The 16,961-nt window shown below is 57.8% G+C and carries 19 protein-coding genes and 1 tRNA gene; 10 read left to right on the top strand and 10 right to left on the bottom strand.

All coding sequences use genetic code 11. The annotated features are described in order from the left end of the window. Nucleotides 1-44: 44 nt before the first annotated feature. Nucleotides 45-800 carry a 3-hydroxyacyl-CoA dehydrogenase gene (locus AC2FLE_RS05615; RefSeq protein ID WP_496695703.1) on the top strand — a complete coding sequence of 252 codons (756 nt, stop codon included), beginning with the start codon at nucleotides 45-47 and terminating at the stop codon, nucleotides 798-800. A gap of 81 nt (nucleotides 801-881) precedes the next feature. On the opposite strand, the gene AC2FLE_RS05620 is transcribed toward AC2FLE_RS05615, so the two are convergent. The 3 genes from AC2FLE_RS05620 to AC2FLE_RS05630 all read right to left on the bottom strand — a co-directional run bounded on the left by AC2FLE_RS05620 (nucleotide 882) and on the right by AC2FLE_RS05630 (nucleotide 4,041). Next, entirely contained in the window at nucleotides 882-2,690 is a 1,809-nt protein-coding gene (locus tag AC2FLE_RS05620) for an ABC-F family ATP-binding cassette domain-containing protein (protein ID WP_496695705.1), read from the bottom strand. A gap of 41 nt (nucleotides 2,691-2,731) precedes the next feature. Further along, on the bottom strand, nucleotides 2,732-3,466 hold the full coding sequence (locus AC2FLE_RS05625; RefSeq protein ID WP_496695707.1) for a GNAT family N-acetyltransferase: 735 nt from the start codon (nucleotides 3,464-3,466) through the stop codon (nucleotides 2,732-2,734). 98 nt (nucleotides 3,467-3,564) lie between these two features. Next, entirely contained in the window at nucleotides 3,565-4,041 is a 477-nt protein-coding gene (locus AC2FLE_RS05630; protein WP_142633360.1) for an outer membrane protein assembly factor BamE, read from the bottom strand. Nucleotides 4,042-4,126: 85 nt separating this feature from the next. On the opposite strand from AC2FLE_RS05630, the gene AC2FLE_RS05635 reads away from it, so the two are divergent. The 8 genes from AC2FLE_RS05635 (at nucleotide 4,127) to AC2FLE_RS05670 (ending at nucleotide 9,476) form a co-directional block, all read left to right on the top strand. Next, a complete protein-coding gene (locus AC2FLE_RS05635; protein ID WP_496695709.1) occupies nucleotides 4,127-4,663 on the top strand; it encodes a YceD family protein in 537 nt (178 codons plus the stop codon). A 206-nt stretch (nucleotides 4,664-4,869) separates the two neighbouring features. Beyond that, the gene (gene rpmF, locus AC2FLE_RS05640) at nucleotides 4,870-5,076 is read left to right on the top strand and encodes a 50S ribosomal protein L32 (protein WP_037316137.1); all 207 of its coding nucleotides are present in this window, start codon (nucleotides 4,870-4,872) and stop codon (nucleotides 5,074-5,076) included. A 22-nt stretch (nucleotides 5,077-5,098) separates the two neighbouring features. Beyond that, nucleotides 5,099-6,187: a phosphate acyltransferase PlsX gene (plsX, locus tag AC2FLE_RS05645; RefSeq protein ID WP_142633356.1), complete on the top strand. Its 1,089-nt coding sequence runs from the start codon at nucleotides 5,099-5,101 to the stop codon at nucleotides 6,185-6,187. 21 nt (nucleotides 6,188-6,208) lie between these two features. Continuing rightward, complete coding sequence (locus AC2FLE_RS05650) at nucleotides 6,209-7,180, top strand: beta-ketoacyl-ACP synthase III (RefSeq protein WP_496695712.1); 972 nt, start codon at nucleotides 6,209-6,211, stop codon at nucleotides 7,178-7,180. Between the two features lie 96 nt (nucleotides 7,181-7,276). Next, a complete protein-coding gene (gene ihfA / locus AC2FLE_RS05655) occupies nucleotides 7,277-7,579 on the top strand; it encodes an integration host factor subunit alpha (protein ID WP_037316145.1) in 303 nt (100 codons plus the stop codon). Nucleotides 7,580-7,597: 18 nt separating this feature from the next. Beyond that, a complete protein-coding gene (locus AC2FLE_RS05660) occupies nucleotides 7,598-8,197 on the top strand; it encodes a MerR family transcriptional regulator (RefSeq protein WP_496695714.1) in 600 nt (199 codons plus the stop codon). A gap of 61 nt (nucleotides 8,198-8,258) precedes the next feature. Beyond that, nucleotides 8,259-8,335 (top strand) — tRNA-Pro (locus AC2FLE_RS05665). Nucleotides 8,336-8,396: 61 nt separating this feature from the next. Next, a complete protein-coding gene (locus tag AC2FLE_RS05670) occupies nucleotides 8,397-9,476 on the top strand; it encodes a 2'-deoxycytidine 5'-triphosphate deaminase (protein ID WP_496695716.1) in 1,080 nt (359 codons plus the stop codon). Here the strand turns inward: AC2FLE_RS05670 and AC2FLE_RS05675 are convergent, their stop codons facing one another. From AC2FLE_RS05675 to argS, 6 genes are all read right to left on the bottom strand, one after another. Beyond that, entirely contained in the window at nucleotides 9,477-9,719 is a 243-nt protein-coding gene (locus AC2FLE_RS05675) for a hypothetical protein (RefSeq protein ID WP_496695718.1), read from the bottom strand. A gap of 64 nt (nucleotides 9,720-9,783) precedes the next feature. Further along, a complete protein-coding gene (scpB, locus tag AC2FLE_RS05680) occupies nucleotides 9,784-10,431 on the bottom strand; it encodes an SMC-Scp complex subunit ScpB (protein ID WP_281994496.1) in 648 nt (215 codons plus the stop codon). Next, nucleotides 10,424-11,218 (bottom strand): segregation and condensation protein A, encoded by a 795-nt coding sequence (locus AC2FLE_RS05685; RefSeq protein WP_142633343.1) that lies wholly within the window; start codon nucleotides 11,216-11,218, stop codon nucleotides 10,424-10,426. The genes scpB and AC2FLE_RS05685 overlap by 8 nt, the downstream gene beginning before the upstream one ends. Continuing rightward, nucleotides 11,208-12,215 carry a beta-N-acetylhexosaminidase gene (gene nagZ, locus AC2FLE_RS05690; RefSeq protein ID WP_496695721.1) on the bottom strand — a complete coding sequence of 336 codons (1,008 nt, stop codon included), beginning with the start codon at nucleotides 12,213-12,215 and terminating at the stop codon, nucleotides 11,208-11,210. Before nagZ ends, AC2FLE_RS05685 begins: the two co-directional genes overlap by 11 nt. Then, nucleotides 12,212-13,276: an SPOR domain-containing protein gene (locus AC2FLE_RS05695; protein WP_496695723.1), complete on the bottom strand. Its 1,065-nt coding sequence runs from the start codon at nucleotides 13,274-13,276 to the stop codon at nucleotides 12,212-12,214. Before AC2FLE_RS05695 ends, nagZ begins: the two co-directional genes overlap by 4 nt. Before the next feature lie 87 nt (nucleotides 13,277-13,363). Beyond that, nucleotides 13,364-15,109, bottom strand: coding sequence for an arginine--tRNA ligase (gene argS / locus AC2FLE_RS05700; RefSeq protein WP_496695725.1), 1,746 nt, complete (start codon nucleotides 15,107-15,109; stop codon nucleotides 13,364-13,366). Nucleotides 15,110-15,240: 131 nt separating this feature from the next. Here argS and AC2FLE_RS05705 point away from each other — a divergent pair, with 131 nt between their 5' ends. Then, nucleotides 15,241-15,792, top strand: coding sequence for a putative pterin-binding protein (locus AC2FLE_RS05705; protein ID WP_496695727.1), 552 nt, complete (start codon nucleotides 15,241-15,243; stop codon nucleotides 15,790-15,792). On the opposite strand, the gene AC2FLE_RS05710 is transcribed toward AC2FLE_RS05705, so the two are convergent. Then, a complete protein-coding gene (locus AC2FLE_RS05710) occupies nucleotides 15,774-16,946 on the bottom strand; it encodes a deoxyguanosinetriphosphate triphosphohydrolase (RefSeq protein WP_496695729.1) in 1,173 nt (390 codons plus the stop codon). The two genes, AC2FLE_RS05705 and AC2FLE_RS05710, sit on opposite strands and share 19 nt — an antisense overlap. Nucleotides 16,947-16,961 lie beyond the last annotated feature (15 nt).

A 16,961-nucleotide genomic window follows, 5' to 3' on the forward strand; every position in this document is an offset into this window, starting at 1 on the left:
ATATTAAATGAACGTATGTTCATATCTTTTGAAAGGAAATCCAGATGCACCTGTCGACCACCGCAGCCATTGTCACCGGAGGCGCCTCGGGGCTGGGTGAGGCAACGGCCCGCTTTTTTGCAGAAAACAATGCACAGGTAACCATTCTGGATCGCGATGCCGAGCGGGGTCACCAGATCGCAACAGAAATTGGCGGGCATTTCGCCCAGACGGATGTGACCGATGAAACATCCGTGGCCGCAGCCATCGCCCATGCCCGTGAGAAGATGGGAGCGATCAACGCGGCAGTGAATTGCGCCGGGATCGCGGTTGGCATGAAAACCGTAGGTAGGGATGGCCCGCACCCGCTTGATGCATTTCAGCGCACGATCGACATCAACCTTGTGGGTACATTCAACGTTTCACGCCTTGCAGCCGCGGAAATGGCAAAGAACGACCCAGAACCGGATGGCGCGCGCGGTGTCATCATCAATACAGCCTCAATCGCGGCCTTTGATGGGCAAAAGGGTCAGGCTGCCTATGCGGCTTCGAAAGGTGGTGTGGTAGGTATGACCCTGCCCATGGCACGGGATCTGGCCTCGTCCGGAATCCGCGTGATGACCATCGCACCCGGAATCTTTATGACTCCGATGCTAGCCGGTCTGCCCGAAGAGGTGCAGCAACAACTGGCCTCTGACGTTCCCAACCCTGTGCGCCTTGGCGACCCCCGCGAATACGGGCGACTGGCCGGGTTCATCGTCGAAATGGGTTATCTGAACGGCGAGGTCATCCGTATCGACGGCGCGCTGCGAATGCGCTGAGCGTGGCTGATCACCTACCGATGAAAACGGCTCACTCAAATGAACTGTGGTCGGATAGCCGGCCACAGCGCGAAAGCTGATCTAGGCGCCCTCGGCCTTTTCCTCGAGGATCAGCCACTCTTCCTCGGCTGCGGCCAGCTTTTCTTGCCGCTCGACCAAAGCCTCGGTCGCTTTCTGAAATTTAACAGGTTCACGGCTGAAAAGCTCAGGATCGGACATCAGCTCTTCAAGCTTTCCGATTTCCGCCTCAAGCCGCTCAATCTCGGCAGGCAATTTCTCAAGACGGTGTTTCTCTGAAAATGATAGCCCCAGTTTCGGCTGCGCCTCCTGCTTTACCTTTGACTTGGAAGCTTTTGTTTTTACTTCTTTCTTATCAGACACCTCGCCGCGCTGAGCGAGATAGTCCGACCACCCCCCGGCATAGACGGTTGCACGGCCGTTACCCTCCATCGCGATGGTCGTTGCGGCCACACGGTCCAAGAAATCGCGGTCGTGGCTGACCAGCAAAACGGTACCGTCATAATCGTCCAGAAGTTCCTGCAACAGATCCAGTGTTTCCACATCCAGATCGTTGGTCGGTTCGTCCAATACCAGCAGGTTCGACTGTTTGGCCATCAGCTTTGCCAGCAGCAAACGGGCTTTTTCCCCACCTGACAGTGACTTAACGGCTGCTCTGGCCTGCCCCTCGTCAAACAGAAACTCCTTGAGGTAGCCGACCACATGCTTGGGTTGGCCACCCACCATCACCTGATCAGCCTTGCCGGAAACACGCATCTCGGGGTCGCCAGTCAGGCTGTCCCAAAGGCTCATTTCGGGGTCGAGCTGCGCGCGGGCCTGGTCGAATACTGCAATCTCAAGATTGGTGCCCAGCGTGACCGAACCCTCATCCGGGTTCTCTTGTCCCAACAGCATTTTCAGCAATGTTGTCTTGCCGACGCCGTTTGGGCCAACAAAGGCCACGCGGTCGCCCCGCTGTACCAACAGGTCAAAGTTGCGCACGATCTGATGATCACCAAAAGACTTGGATAGGCCTTTGGCTTCAAACACTTTTCGCCCTGATTTTGGTCCAGCCTCAAGGGTCATCGCGGCCGAACCCTGACGTTTTATCTGTGCGGCTTTTTCAGATCGAAGGTCCTGCAAGGCGCGGACCCGACCCTGGTTGCGCTTGCGACGGGCGCTGATGCCCTCGACGGCCCATCGCGCCTCGGACTTGATCAGACGGTTCAGCTTATGACGTTGCTGGTCCTCTTCCTCCCAGATCTTGTCGCGCCAAGCCTCGAATGCCGTAAACCCCTGCTCCTGCCGTCGGACCGCCCCACGATCGATCCACAGCGTCGCGCGGGTCAAGGCGCGCAGAAAGGCACGGTCGTGTGAGATCAGCACATAGGCCGTCCGTGTCGATCCTAGCTCACGCTCGAGCCAGGCGATGGCTTCGATATCAAGATGGTTGGTCGGCTCGTCCAGCAGCATCAAATCCGGGGCTTCGGCCATCAGCTTGGCCAGCGCGGCACGGCGGCGTTCACCGCCCGAGGCCGTCTCAACAGCGCGCGCCGGGTCGAATTTCAGCCCTTCGCCTGCGCGTTCGACTTTGTAAAGCTCACCCGGCTCTAACCCGCTGGAGGCATAGTCGCCGAGCGTAGCAAACCCTTCCATTCCGGGGTCTTGCTCCATGTAACCGACTGACTTACCCGGGGGAATTACAATCTCGCCCTTGTCCGGTTCTACCAAACCGGCCATCACCTTCATCAAGGTTGACTTGCCGGATCCGTTCCGCCCAACCAGAGCGACGCAGTCGCCTGGTTGAACCACCAGATCAAGGTCTGAAAAAACCGGATCGCCCCCGAAAGTCAGGGAAATGCCGGACATCTGCAATAAAGGAATTCTTGCCATGCCCGCCAGCTACCCCCGCAGCGTCGAGCCGTCAACGGCGATTACCCGGCAACGGCCCGCAGCAAACGTTTACGTGCGGGCGGAATCGCGCAGATTTCGAGGCCGGTAAAGACATGCAAAGTGTTCATGTGACGGTCAACGACTGCGTGGTCACTGACCCAGCCGCCCATCATCAGGTAAGTACGCAGCAAAGGGGGCATGCGCATCATGGCTTTTTTGGCATCCGGGCGCCGACGCAATCTCGCGGCGAACTGGAAAACATCTGGGGCCTTGACCCGTGGCAACCAGCGTTTCGGGGCCAAATGGCGATGTTTCAACATCGCAAAAGCATCAAGATATTCCGCCGTTTCTGTACCCGCAAACGATGAGCAGCCAAACAGCATCTCAACATTATTCTGATCGACAAATGCAGTCATCGCCCCCCAGGCAACACGCAGAATGTCTGGGTCGTTTTGACCAGGATGCACGCAAAAGCGCCCCATCTCGACCATACGCCCCTTAAACCCTTCAAGTGCCGAGAGGTCATAGAACTGGGCGGAATAGCTTTGGCCAATCTCGGCCCCGCGCTCCATCATCAACATGCGAAAGCAGCACATGAGTTTACCGTTGGCACGCATATCCTCGACCAGAATATGCGTACAACGGCTGTCGAACTCATCCTGATCAGGCTGATCAGTCCCGAAAGCCAGTGTTCGAAGACACTGCGCCGCCGCAACATCCTGCGGTGTTTGCGCCTGACGCGCACGGTACCGGCCCTTGCCGAGCAATAGTGCCATGGTCGCATCCTCCTGGGTTGCTGACCTGTTTCGTCTTGCAGGGTCAATAACACAGGATTTGTGACCGCCCTGTGAAGTTGACAAGACGTGACTATGAATTAGTTGGTCGCGCCAGGAATGTTTGCCGGGTTGAAGTTGCCGATATTGCCAAGCAGCTGCCGCAGGAACCCACGGTTCTGAACTGAGGATTCGGTAATACGACGATCCAGCGTCACGACGTTTCCATCTTCAAGGCCAAAGCGTTCAATATTGCGCACAACACCCCGGTCATCGAAGCTGATCGCCACAAGCTCGCGCGAGACGATTTTCGGTCGTTTCGGACCATAATGACGAACGCGTGATGTCACATAATAAAAGCCGGAATCGCGAACGACACCTGAAGTACTGGGCGCGCCAACGGATTCGAGTACGCTTTCACGTGTATCGACACCCACCTGAATTTCGGCCAGGTCCTCGGCTGTGGGGACATATCCGTGTTTCTTGAAGACCGGAGCACACGCACCAGCAGCGGTCAGACAGGCCGCAAATACGAGCGTTCTGGACGCTGGTTTCAACCTGCTCATAACTTTCAACATTCACACCCTCTTGCCTTGGGACCGTGCGGCCCCTATCCGATTACATCAAACCGCCACCCCGGTTCAACACACGAAAGGGCCACGTATGAGCAACCAGACATCTTTACGGGTCGCCGACCTGCCTCAGAACGCACCGACGCCCTTTGAAATTCGCCCTGACGCACAGGAGTTGGATGTCTTAAAGAACGAGTTGAGCCTGCTTGGGCTGCGTAAGCTGAGTTTTGTCGGCGAGGTGCGTGCGCATGGAGAGCGTGATTGGGCGCTTTCAGGAAAACTGGGGGCAACCGTGATTCAACCCTGTGTCGTGACGCTGACACCGGTTACCACGCGGATCGACATTCCGGTGACCCGGATGTTTCTGTCAGATTGGACAAACCCTGACGAGGAAGAGTTCGAAATCCCGGAGGGTGACGAATCTGAACCGCTAGGGACCGAAATCGCTCTGACCGAGGTCATGTCCGAAGCGCTGGCGCTTGCCCTGCCCCAGTATCCCCGGAAAGAAGGTGCCGAATTGGAACAGGCGGGCTTTACCGAACCCGGCAAACAGGCAATAACGGATGAAGATGTCAAACCCTTTGCGGGCTTGGCCGGGCTGCGCGATGCACTGAAAAAAGACGAGTGACACGGGCCTGAAATCCTGTCATAGCAGGCGCTCAGAAAAATCGCTTGAACATGCTGAGAATCGCAGTATTTTCGCGCGCTCATCGGAATTTGGGTTGGACATCGCGGGGCCCGTCCCCTAAACGCGCGTCAAACCACGAGAAAAACGAAGAATGAAACCTGGCCCGCAGCGAATCTGCCGGCCCTTAGTAGACAAAGGTTGAGACCATGGCTGTCCAACAGAACAAAGTTTCCAAGTCGCGTCGCAACAACCGCCGCGCGCACGACGCTCTGGTTGCTGCAAACCCGAACGAATGCGCCAACTGTGGTGAGCTGAAGCGCCCGCACCACGTCTGCGCGTCCTGCGGCCACTATGATGACCGCGAAGTCGTCGCTCAGGCCGACGAAATCGACCTGGACGAAGACGCGGCCTAAGCCCTAAAAGCGCAGGCCAAGCATGACAGAACAGCCCACGCACGCCGGACGGATTACCATCTCGGTTGACGCAATGGGCGGAGATTCGGGGCCCGCTGCTGTTGTGGCGGGGATCGCCAAATCGGCGGATAAGAACCCCGATATCGCGTTCATCTTGCACGGGCCTGAGGCCATGTTGCGCAAACTTGTCGCAAAACGGCGTGTCCTGAACGGGCGCGTCGTTTTTCGTGATTGTCCCGATGTGGTCACGATGGAGGACAAGCCCAGCCAGGTCGTCCGACACGGCAAGCAAACCTCGATGTGGTCCACACTGGAGTCGGTACGTCAGGGTGAAGCCCATGGCGCGGTCTCTTGTGGCAATACCGGCGCATTGATGGCCCTGTCGATGATGCGTCTACGTAAGCTGCCGGGGGTAAACCGCCCGGCAATCGCTATTTTGTGGCCCTCGCGCAATCCGCAGGGTTTCAATGTAATGCTGGACGTAGGCGCCGATGTGCGCGCGGACGCCAAGGACCTGCTGCAATATGCTTTGATGGGTGCCTCTTATGCCCGAAACGGCATGGCGTTGGAACGTCCCCGGATCGGCCTTTTGAATGTGGGCACCGAGGAACATAAAGGGCGCGCCGAGCTAAAAGAAGCGCATGGCATGATCTCGGATTTTGCGGATCAGGCCAGCTTTGACTTTGTGGGTTTTGTCGAAGGCAGCGACATCCCGGGAGACAAAGCCGATGTCATTATAACAGACGGGTTTACAGGCAACGTCGCCATCAAGACCGGAGAAGGCACAGCCAGCCTGATCGGAGATCTTCTGCGCGAGGCGTTCAAATATTCTCCGCTTTCACGACTGGCCTCGATCCTTGCAATCACATCTTTGCAGCGGTTGAAGAAACGAATTGATCCTCGGCGCGTGAATGGTGGGGTTTTCCTTGGCCTGAACGGAACCGTCGTCAAATCACATGGTGGTGCAGACTCGACCGGCGTGTCAGCCGCTGTAAAGCTGGCCTTTACCTTGGCCGAGTCGGGCTTCGCCGAAAAATTGGCAGCACGGGTTGCATCGACAGCCGAGCTTGCACAAGATGCCGCAGACACGCCGTCGAAGGCCGGTGAATAACAAAAAAGGCAGTACCCCAGCATGGCAGGCCGTTCAATTATAGTTGGTGTCGGGCACTATTTGCCAGAGCGCATCGTCCCGAATTCCGAGTTCGAAGAAACGCTCGATACGTCTGATGAGTGGATACGGACACGTTCCGGGATCGAACGCCGGCATTTTGCAGCGGAAGACGAAACCACTTCGATTATGGCCACAAAGGCTGCCATTGCCGCACTGGCCGATGCGGGTCTGGAGGCAGATGATATTGATGCGATTATTCTTGCAACATCGACCGCTGACCTGACGTTTCCCTCTGCCGCAACAATGGTTCAATCGCAGCTTGGCATGACCAAAGGCTTCGCCTTTGACGTACAGGCGGTTTGCGCCGGATTTGTCTATGCCATGACCAATGCCAATGCGCTGATCGTGTCAGGCCAGGCCAAACGCGTGCTGGTCATCGGCGCCGAGACGTTCTCTCGTATCATGGACTGGACCGACCGGTCGACCTGCGTGCTTTTCGGCGACGGCGCCGGGGCAATAATCCTTGAACAGCATGAGGGCGCAGGAACCTCGGACGATCGGGGCATTCTGGCAACCGACCTAAACTCGGACGGGCGCTATAAGGACCTGCTCTATGTGGATGGAGGCGTCTCGACCCAGTCCACAGGCTATCTGCGGATGAAAGGAAACCAGCTGTTTCGGCAGGCAGTTGAACGACTGACCTCTACCGCAGAAACCTGCCTAGAGAAGGCTGGGCTAAGTCATAAAGATGTGGATTGGATAGTACCGCATCAGGCAAACATTAGAATCATCCAGGGCACAGCCAAGAAATTGGGCGTTCCTATGGAACACGTTGTCGTTACCCTGCAAGACCACGGAAATACCTCGGCTGCATCGATTCCCCTGGCAATGTCTGTTGCGAAACAGCGTGGGCAGTTCAAACAGGGTGATCTGCTGGTCACAGAGGCAATCGGAGGTGGTTTGGCCTGGGGCTCAGTCCTCTTGCGGTGGTAACAAGCGCAATTCAGCTTACACACTCGCCCGCAATTCATTGATATTGACAGCGAATTTGCCCTGACCCTATGCTCTGATAGCAACAGGGGAATTGGCATGAGCGACAAAACACTGACCCGAATGGATCTGAGCGAGGCCGTATTTCGTGAAGTTGGCCTTTCACGCAATGAAAGCGCGCAACTGGTCGAGAGCGTTCTGAACCATATGTCCGACGCATTGGTGCGCGGTGAACAGGTAAAGATCTCGTCTTTTGGAACGTTCAGTGTTCGGGACAAGACAGCTCGTATCGGCCGCAATCCCAAGACAGGCGAAGAGGTTCCAATTCAGCCTCGCCGTGTTCTCACCTTCCGCCCGTCGCATCTGATGAAAGATCGCGTCGCCGCAGGGAACCGCAAATAAGATCAGGACGGCACGAATATGAGCAAGTCCCCAGACGCCTTTCGCACCATCAGTGAAGTTGCGGACTGGTTGGGTGTGCAGCCGCATGTTCTGCGATTCTGGGAAAGCCGCTTCAATCAGGTGAAACCGGTAAAACGGGCCGGTGGGCGCCGATATTATCGCCCCAACGATATGCGCCTGCTGGGCGGCATCAAGAAGCTTTTGCATGAGGATGGGATCACCATCAAAGGCGTACAGCGCATCTTGCGTGAACAGGGCGTGGCGCATGTTTCTTCAGTGTCCCAGAGCCTGGATGAAATGGCGAATCTTGAACTCGCACCCGATGCAAATGTCGTTGTGCCATTCACGGCCAAGACAGCCCCTCCGCAAGAGCAGATACATCTGGATCTTGGCGACGCTCAAAAACCCGAACTGCAACCTGCTCCCAATTCGCCAAATGCGGAACCTCAGACGCAAACCCAGCCGTCTTATCCCGACGCCTCGCCATTGTTGGGCGGAATCGCGACATTGGCCTGGACTCGAAACTCATTCGATGACCAGTTGCTCAGCCAGATAGCGCCCATCGCGCAAGAGCTGCGCAGCGTGTTGAACCGAATAGAAAACCGATCAGCGGGATAAGAAAAAAGGCGATGATTTCCTCTTGCCCCCGCCGGGAAAGTCTTTATGAACACCTCAACGTCGGGCTATGGCGCAGCCTGGTAGCGCGTCCGTCTGGGGGACGGAAGGTCGCAGGTTCGAGTCCTGCTAGCCCGACCAAATCACACCGACGTTTATGGCACACAGGCCAGATCCCGCTCTGGCATCAGGGGGGATCGGAATGACCGGCGTATGCCCGAACCAGCAGATAGAGGCGATGATCGCGCGCGGTGAGATTACCGCAAGCCCAGAGGTCATCCCCGCCCAGATTCAACCCGCCAGCCTTGATTTGCGTTTAGGTACAGTTGCTTACCGGGTACGTGCCTCGTTTCTGGCAGGCGAAGGTCGCACCGTAGCCGAACGTTTGTCGGAATTTGAGATGCACCGCATCGATATCTCTGAAGGTGCTGTGCTGGAAAAGGGCTGTGTCTATTTAGTGCCGTTGATGGAATCGCTGGCCCTGCCCCAGGGGCTGAGCGCGGCCGCCAATGCAAAAAGCTCGACCGGGCGGCTGGATCTTCTGACGCGCACGATCACCGATGGCGGGACCGAGTTTGACCGGGTGCCTGCAGGCTATACCGGCCCTTTGTATGCCGAGATCTGCCCCCGCTCATTCTCGGTTCTGGTGCGTCCGGGAATGCGGCTGAACCAAATCAGGTTCCGGCAGGGCCAGGCCGTGCTGAGCGATACCGATCTAAGCGCCCTGCACGCCGAATCCCCGCTGGTCGATGGCCCCGCTGTCATTCAAGACGGGCTCGGGTTCTCGGTGGACCTGCGGCTGCCCGACACCGATTTGGTGGGCTACCGCGCCAAACCTCATACCGGTGTCATTGATCTGGACCGGATTGGCGAATACGACCCGCAGGAATATTGGGAAGAGGTGCGTACCACCGATGGGCGCATCATCCTCGACCCCGGTGCGTTTTACATTCTAGTCAGCCGCGAGGCGGTGCATATCCCGCCGATGTATGCGGCTGAAATGGCCCCCTATCTGGCGATGGTCGGGGAATTCCGGGTGCATTATGCCGGTTTCTTCGATCCCGGTTTTGGCCATGCCGCCGCAGGTGGCGAAGGATCACGCGGAGTGTTGGAAGTCCGCTGTCACGAGGCCCCATTTGTGTTGGAGCACGGCCAAGTCGTCGGGCGGCTGGTGTACGAGCGGATGTCAGAAATGCCCACGCAGCTTTATGGTGCGGGCATCGCCTCGAACTATCAGGGACAAGGATTGAAACTGTCCAAGCATTTCAAAACGGTAACCTGATCAGAACCGGATAAACCGGCGCATCTGATTGGCCACTCGCTGGGCTTGACGCATATTTTGACGCTGGCGGTTTCCACCCGCCTGCAACTGGCCAGACGCATCAGAGCTCTTATCCGGTTGCTGCTCTTGCCCCGGCTTCTGGCCCACGCGGCTGGCCATGTCGAACCCCTTATCCACCCCTTTGGTGACAAGCCGCCGCATGACCTGTCGCACGATCATGTCAATGATACGATTGGCATTCATTGCTCAACTCCGATTTCCAGGCTTCTAAATAGTCGATTTGTGCGGCAACAAAAGGGCCACGTGATCACTCTTCCTCGAACAGTTCGGTTTGATCTTCGTCTTCCTGCCCCTCTCCCAGTGGGATCGTTCCCGGAGGTGGTCTGTTCTCCAGCAAACCGGCAGCGCGCAATTCTTTCAACCCCGGCAAATCTCGGGCGTTCTCCAGCCCAAAGTGATCCAGAAACTGCGGAGTCACCACGAAAGTCACCGGACGGCCCGGCGTCATCCGACGACGACCCAGTCTGATCCACTCCATCTCCAACAGTTGGTCGATGGTCCCGCGCGAGACCGATACGCCGCGAATTTCTTCGATCTCGGCACGTGTACAGGGTTGGTGATATGCCACAATCGCCAGCGTTTCGATCGCGGCCCGGCTGAGCTTGCGGGTCTCAACCGTTTCTTTTTGCATCAGAAAACCCAAGTCTGGGGCAGTGCGAATGGCCCAGGATTCACCAACCTGAACCACACGAACACCACGCCCTTCATAGCGTTTCTTAAGCATTTCCACCGCCTGTGACGCGTCGCTGCCATGGGGCATCCGCACTTCAAGATCGGCAATCGTCACCGGCTCGGCACTGGCGAATAACACGGCCTCAACCATGCGTTCCTGCTCGGCCATAGGCGGGGCTTCGAACAGGGTGCCGGTACCTTCTTCCTGAGGCGCGTCAGTCACGGGATTGGGTCCTCTTGCGTAGTTGTATCGGAGCAAAAGTTTCGCTCTGCTGTATTTCCATATGCCCTTCTTTCACCAACTCAAGTGAGGCCGCAAAAGTAGCCGCCGTCGCGGACCGCCTGCGCACCGGATCGGCATCCCAGCCTTCGGGCAGATAGGTCTCCATATCCGTCCAGGCTCCTGCAAAGCCGATCAGCGGGCGCATACGTTCCAGCGCCTGTTCCATCGTGAATACGGCGTCACGGTCCATGACAAAGGGGCGGAATTCGTCGCGGGTACGAATGCGGGCATAGCCCTGCATCAGGTCCAGCAGCGTGGCGGAATAGGTCACGGTGCGGATGCGCGTGACATCCTCGCCCTGCCCACGTTTGAAGAAATCGCGCCCCAGCTGATCGCGCCCCATCAATCGGGCGGCAGCATCGCGCATGGCCTGAAGCCGCTCTAGCTGAAACGCCAGATGCGCGGCCAGTTCTTCGCCCGAGGGGCCTTCGTCATTCGGATCCGGAGGCAGCAGCAAGCGCGATTTCAGAAAGGCCAGCCATGCCGCCATCACCAGATAGTCGGCGGCCAATTCGATCCGCAGCGCCCGTGCCTTTTCAACAAAGGACAAGTATTGCTGCGCCAGCGCCAGAACCGATATTTTGCGCAGATCTACCTTTTGCGTGCGGGACAGCATCAGCAGCACATCGAGCGGGCCTTCAAACCCGTCGACGTCTACGATCAATGCCTCTGCCGCAAGGCGATCCGCGACCGAGACGGGGTCTTCGCTAAAAAGATTATCCGACATACACCTGCCCGCCCATTAGGCGAGAAAGTTCGGCTTCGGCGGCTTGGATGTCAAGTTCCTGCGGGGCTTTGCGCATAGCCAACGCCCGTTCAGCGCGTTTCTGTGCCTGTTCGGACATCTTTCCGGCGGTGCTCAGCACCTTAACACGGGCATCAAAAGAGCCGTTGCAGTACAAAACCACATCGCATCCGGCAACTAGCGCCTGATTGGCAATCTCTTCTGGATTTCCGCTGAGGGCCTTCATCGAGATATCATCCGTCATAATCAGCCCGCCAAACCCGATCGTTTTGCGGATCAGGCTGATCATGGTCCGAGAAATCGTAGCAGGTTGAGGGTCAATCCGGTCATAGACCAGATGCGCCGTCATCCCCATTGGCAGATCGTTCAACTCCCGAAACGGGCCGAAATCTGCTTCGGTCAGCTCCTCTTGCGCAAGATCGACATGGGGCAGGTCATGATGGCTGTCCAGCGTGGATAAACCATGACCTGGCATGTGTTTGAGCACCGGCAATACACCGCCATCCAGATGCCCCTCGGCAACCGCACGACCGATCCGGGAAACCATTTTGGGATCAGACCCATAGCAGCGGTTTTTAAGGAACGGATGCGTCTCGTTCCGGGCCAGATCCACCATGGGGGCGCAGTTGCTGTCGATCCCAAGCTCGAACAGTTCATTCGCAATCAGACGATAGCGCAGATACATGGCACGTTCGGCCTGCTCTCCGCTCTGGGCCACGTGATCCAGCGGCGGCATCCATTCCCGTGCCAGCGGTGTGCGCAGTCGTTGCACGCGTCCACCCTCTTGATCAACAGTGATCGGGCAGTTCCGCCCCACAGCCTCGCGGAAATCGTCGCATAGGGCGCGCACCTGATCCGCAGACTCGATATTACGGGCAAACAGAATGAACCCGAATGGGTTCATCTCTTGGAACAGTTTTTTCTCATCAGGCGTCAGGCGCAGACCTTCAGCGTCGGCAATGACTGCGCCGAAACTCACCGCGCGGCAACCGGAATGCAATCAGCGCCTTCGGCCTGCAAAGCGGCACAGAATTGGCGCGAGTCGCTCAGATCGTCAAACCCCAGAACCCGAAGACGATAGAAGGTTCGCCCACCGCTTGAGGTTTTCTGTATAACTCTCTGTTTTCCATCCATATAATCTCTGAACCGCCCATTCATGCGGTCCCATTCCGAGAGCGCGACATCCGAACTTTCATAGGCCCCAAGCTGGGCCATACGGGTGCCCTTGGTCAGGGTTTCGGGATCCACATCCAAGCCGACCGCAGCTTTGACCGCCGCGTTGATCGCGTCTTCGGTAGTGCTGTTTGACGTAATCGCGCTGCGCACACCGCCAGCGGGGCGCAGGACCGGGCGCAGCGACCGGCGCACACCAGGCAAAGCCGCCAGTTCTGGGTCTGGTTGCGATGCAGCCAGATCAGCCGGATCAATAGCAGGCTCTTCCTCGGGGATGGTCAAAGAGGCCAACTGATAACTTTGCTCGCCAACCTGACCGGAATTTTCCGCCTCTCCCGCCAGTTCAGCAACCAGTGTATCAACCGCGCCCTGGCGCATCTGTGTGCCCGTCCGGTCAGAGACTTTTTCCTCGACCACATGTACGGCAGGTGTCGGTTGCAACGGTGCCACCGGAGTATCTTCATCTGTCAGGGAAACCGGGCGCGGTGCAAGGATCAGCCGATCAGCAGGCGGCGCTGCTGTGCCCACTGCCGCAACCGTGTTCACGGCCAAACCCTGATGATCCGCAGGGGTGCCACCCGGGCTTTCGGGCTGAATACGCATTGGTCCATCTAAGGACCGAACAACCGGTACGCCACTGACATCGCGCATTACCAAATTGTAACCCCAAACACCGATGCCAGCGACCAGCGCCAAAGATGCAACAGCACCCAGTGCACTAACAATACGACCCAAACCCGCGGAATGGGGCGTTTCGTCATATCCGTGCAAATCATTAGGGAAGTCATACCCATCCTGAGGATGAGCTTGATTCGTATAATGCATCTGCTCGGGGCGCATTTGCCCCGGGTAATCGTAACTTGCCATGTCCGCCTCACCGCCCGTTTAGCGCCGAAAATAAGGCGCGCGGGTCATTTCTTGCCTACCTCGTACCGGCGGTTCGGACGGTGTTGTTCACCGCATCTCCTGCGCCGGGGTAACGCCAAGAATACCCAAGCCTGCTGAAATCACAACAGAAACGGACCGGGCCAGTGCGATTTTTGACTGGCTTGTGGCAACATCGCCATCCTGAATAAACCGCAGCTGGGTTTCATCGTTGCCCTTGTTCCAAAGCGCGTGGAAATCCCCTGCAAGTTCATACAGATAGAAGGCAACCCGGTGCGGCTCATTGGTGCGTGCGGCGATCTCAACCAGACGCGGCCATTCGGCCAGCTTCTTGGCAACAGTCAGCTCAGAGGCATGGTCGATCTTACCCAGATCGGCGCTTTTAAGCGCTGGGTCCTGCGCGTCGATCCCGGCCTCAGCTGCACGGCGCAGAACACTCATCACGCGGGCATGGGCATATTGGACGTAGAAAACGGGGTTCTCGCGGCTTTGTTCCAAGACCTTGTCAAAGTCAAAATCCAGGGCAGCGTCATTCTTGCGGGTCAGCATCACGAAACGGGTCACATCCGGGCCAACCTGATCGACCACATCACGCAATGTGACGAAGTTCCCTGCCCGCTTGGACATCTTGAACGGCTCGCCGTTCTTCCACAGTTTCACCAGCTGGGTCAGCTTTATATCCAGCGGTACCTTGCCATCGGACAGAGCCGACACGGCCGCCTTCATCCGTTTGACATAGCCACCGTGGTCAGCGCCGAACACATCGATCAACGCGTCAAACCCACGGGTCACTTTGTCATAGTGATAGGCGATATCCGGGGCAAAATAGGTCCAGCTCCCGTCCGATTTCTTGACCGGGCGATCCACGTCGTCGCCATGCTCGGTCGATTTGAACAGGGTCTGCTCACGTGGTTCCCAATCTTCGGGCTTTTTGCCCTTGGGCGGTTCCAGCACGCCCTCATAGATCAGGCCCTTGTCGGTCAGGGATTGCAACGCAGCTTCAATCCGACCCGTGCCATAGAGCGACTTTTCCGAGAAGAACACATCCATCTCAACGCCCAGCGCCTTCAGGTCGGCACGGATCAGGTCCATCATCGCTTCTGTCGAAAACTCGCGCAGATCCTCCAGCCAGTCGCTTTCCGGCTTGTCGATCAGGCTGTCACCGTATTTCTCTTTCAACGCCTCGCCAATCGGGATCAGATAGTCGCCAGGATACAGGCCCTCGGCGATCTCGGGGCTCAGCCCGTTGGCCTCGCGGTACCGTTCATAGGCCGAGCGCGCCAGCACATCGACCTGCGCACCGCCATCGTTGATATAGTATTCACGGGTCACGATATGGCCGGAATAGGCCAGCAAGCTTGCCAGCGCATCGCCAAACACCGCGCCCCGCGTATGACCCACATGCAAGGGGCCGGTCGGGTTGGCCGAGACGTATTCCACGTTCACCTTCTGCCCATGCCCCATGGTCGAGCGGCCATAATCCGTGCCCTGTTGCAGCACCGCAGCCAGAACACCCTGCCAGACTGATGGCGCCAACCGCAGGTTCAAGAACCCCGGCCCGGCAACCTCTGCACTTGTGATCCGATCATCCTCTGCCAGCTTTCCAGCCAGCGCATCGGCAATGTCGCGCGGCTTCATCTTTGTAGGCTTTGCCAGCACCATAGCCGCATTCGTCGCCATGTCGCCATGCGCCGCATCGCGCGGCGGTTCAACGGCCACGTTGTCAAAGCTCAGCCCTTCGGGCAGCGCGCCTTCGGACTGCATCTGTGCCAGCGCGTCCAGCACGAGGCTGCGGATCTCGGAAAACAGGTTCATTTCGAATGTCCTTTTGCTTGCCCGGCGGTTTACCACGCGGTGCAGCAAGGTCAATGGACGGCGCCAGAATGCGCTTGGAATAAGAGCCGCCGCCGCTAAGGTCGGTCATATCTATCTAAACGGAGATTCCCATGCGCCTCGCCCTGCCCCTGTGCCTGCTCTTGTCGACCGCCCTTCCGGCTTTTGCTGAAATGCCTGCCCCGCAAGGCCATGTGCTGGTCACCCTTGGCGGCGCGGTTGAGGAAACCAATCTGCCCGCGCGCGGCGAGAATGACGGCGGCTTGCTGGGGTATCTTGAGGTCACTCACGACGGAGCCGCCGGCTTTGACGCGATATTGCTGGATAGTCTACGTCAGGTCGAGATCACAATTCCCTACGGCCCCGAGGACAACCAGCGCGACATCACCTTTAGCGGACCGCTTTTGTCGGATGTGATGGTCATAGCCGGTGCCGAAGGTAAAACGGCCAAACCGATGGCAATGGACGGGTATCAAGCCGAAATTCCCTGGCATAGTATCTCGACCTATCAGCCTATCCTCGCCACCCACGCCGACGGCGCCCCCATGGGGATCGGAGGGTATGGCCCAACGATGATCGTCTTCCCACCCACCGACGACGCTGAGGCGGCGCAGGATCAGACGGGCCAACAAGTCTGGGCTTTGGCCTATATCGGGGTCGAGTGATCCGCCGGTATCGGGTGGCCAGTCAGTCTGGCATGATCCTGTAGCGCAAACCTGTCGGTCATCCCGGCAATATAGTCCGATACGATCCGGGCTAAGGCAGTCTCATCCTCAGCCTCTTCAATGTCCGCGTGCCAGCGCGCGGGCATTTGCTTCGGATCGCCAAGGTAGATTGGAAACAAATCCTCGACCACTTTGCTGACCTCCGCGCGCACCGTCATCACCGACGGCGCCCTGTACATCCGCGAAAACAGGAAAGCGCGAATTTCCTTCAGTTGCGCCCAAAGACCTGTTGAGAACTGAATGACCGGATAGCCAAGATGCCGGATCTCTTCGACGCTCTGGGCACCGGACCCTGCGATCAGAGCCCGAGACGTGTCGATCACGTCCGACACCATAACCCCAAACACCCGCCGCAATGCCTCATGCCGACGGCGATAGGGGTCGAGGCCCGGGTACTTGCGATCCACCTCCGCATAACAGTCGCCCACGATCGGCAGTCGCTGAATGTCCTCGTCGCTGAACAACTCCGCCCTCAGCCCGTCCAACAGGTCATGATTGTTATAGGCGATGTCGTCAGACAAGGCCGCCACCTGCGCCTCTGCGCTTGCGTGCGTGTGCAGTTCAAGATTAAACGCCGCATTGCACTCCGCCAGCGCCCAAGGCAGTTCCCCTTCCACCGGTCCGTTATGTTTTGCAATGCCTTCCAGGGTTTCCCACGTAAGGTTGCACCCATCGAACTCGGCATAATGACGCTCAAGCCGGGTCACGATCCGGATGGCCTGCGCGTTATGATCGAACCCACCATACGGCTGCATGATCTCGTGCAAAGCATCCTCGCCAGTATGTCCGAACGGCGTGTGGCCAAGATCATGAGCCAGGGCAACCGCTTCGGTCAGTTCTGGATTCAAACCCAAGGCCCCGGCAATCGTCCGCGCCACCTGCGCGACCTCAATCGAATGGGTCAACCGGGTCCGATAGCTATCCCCTTCGTGCTCAACAAAAACTTGGGTCTTGTGCTTGAGCCGCCGAAAGGCGCTGGCATGAATGATCCGATCCCGGTCGCGCTGAAAGCATGACCGGAAACTGCTTTCTTCCTCTGGCACCAACCGCCCTCTTGCGCGGTCGGGATCCGAGGCAAAACCTGCTCTGTCCAACGGTCTTGTCCTTGT

Source organism: Ruegeria sp. CDSA077 (assembly GCF_059612265.1).

Coding starts and splice junctions, on each gene's coding strand:
- AC2FLE_RS05635 (WP_496695709.1), top strand. CDS start 4,127: ATGAGCAACCAGACATCTTTACGGGTCGCCGACCTGCCTCAGAACGCA.
- AC2FLE_RS05630 (WP_142633360.1), bottom strand. CDS start 4,041: ATGTTGAAAGTTATGAGCAGGTTGAAACCAGCGTCCAGAACGCTCGTA.
- AC2FLE_RS05705 (WP_496695727.1), top strand. CDS start 15,241: ATGCGCCTCGCCCTGCCCCTGTGCCTGCTCTTGTCGACCGCCCTTCCG.
- AC2FLE_RS05625 (WP_496695707.1), bottom strand. CDS start 3,466: ATGGCACTATTGCTCGGCAAGGGCCGGTACCGTGCGCGTCAGGCGCAA.
- AC2FLE_RS05650 (WP_496695712.1), top strand. CDS start 6,209: ATGGCAGGCCGTTCAATTATAGTTGGTGTCGGGCACTATTTGCCAGAG.
- AC2FLE_RS05695 (WP_496695723.1), bottom strand. CDS start 13,276: ATGGCAAGTTACGATTACCCGGGGCAAATGCGCCCCGAGCAGATGCAT.
- ihfA (WP_037316145.1), top strand. CDS start 7,277: ATGAGCGACAAAACACTGACCCGAATGGATCTGAGCGAGGCCGTATTT.
- AC2FLE_RS05685 (WP_142633343.1), bottom strand. CDS start 11,218: ATGTCGGATAATCTTTTTAGCGAAGACCCCGTCTCGGTCGCGGATCGC.
- AC2FLE_RS05675 (WP_496695718.1), bottom strand. CDS start 9,719: ATGAATGCCAATCGTATCATTGACATGATCGTGCGACAGGTCATGCGG.
- plsX (WP_142633356.1), top strand. CDS start 5,099: ATGACAGAACAGCCCACGCACGCCGGACGGATTACCATCTCGGTTGAC.
- argS (WP_496695725.1), bottom strand. CDS start 15,109: ATGAACCTGTTTTCCGAGATCCGCAGCCTCGTGCTGGACGCGCTGGCA.
- AC2FLE_RS05620 (WP_496695705.1), bottom strand. CDS start 2,690: ATGGCAAGAATTCCTTTATTGCAGATGTCCGGCATTTCCCTGACTTTC.
- AC2FLE_RS05660 (WP_496695714.1), top strand. CDS start 7,598: ATGAGCAAGTCCCCAGACGCCTTTCGCACCATCAGTGAAGTTGCGGAC.
- rpmF (WP_037316137.1), top strand. CDS start 4,870: ATGGCTGTCCAACAGAACAAAGTTTCCAAGTCGCGTCGCAACAACCGC.
- AC2FLE_RS05615 (WP_496695703.1), top strand. CDS start 45: ATGCACCTGTCGACCACCGCAGCCATTGTCACCGGAGGCGCCTCGGGG.
- AC2FLE_RS05670 (WP_496695716.1), top strand. CDS start 8,397: ATGACCGGCGTATGCCCGAACCAGCAGATAGAGGCGATGATCGCGCGC.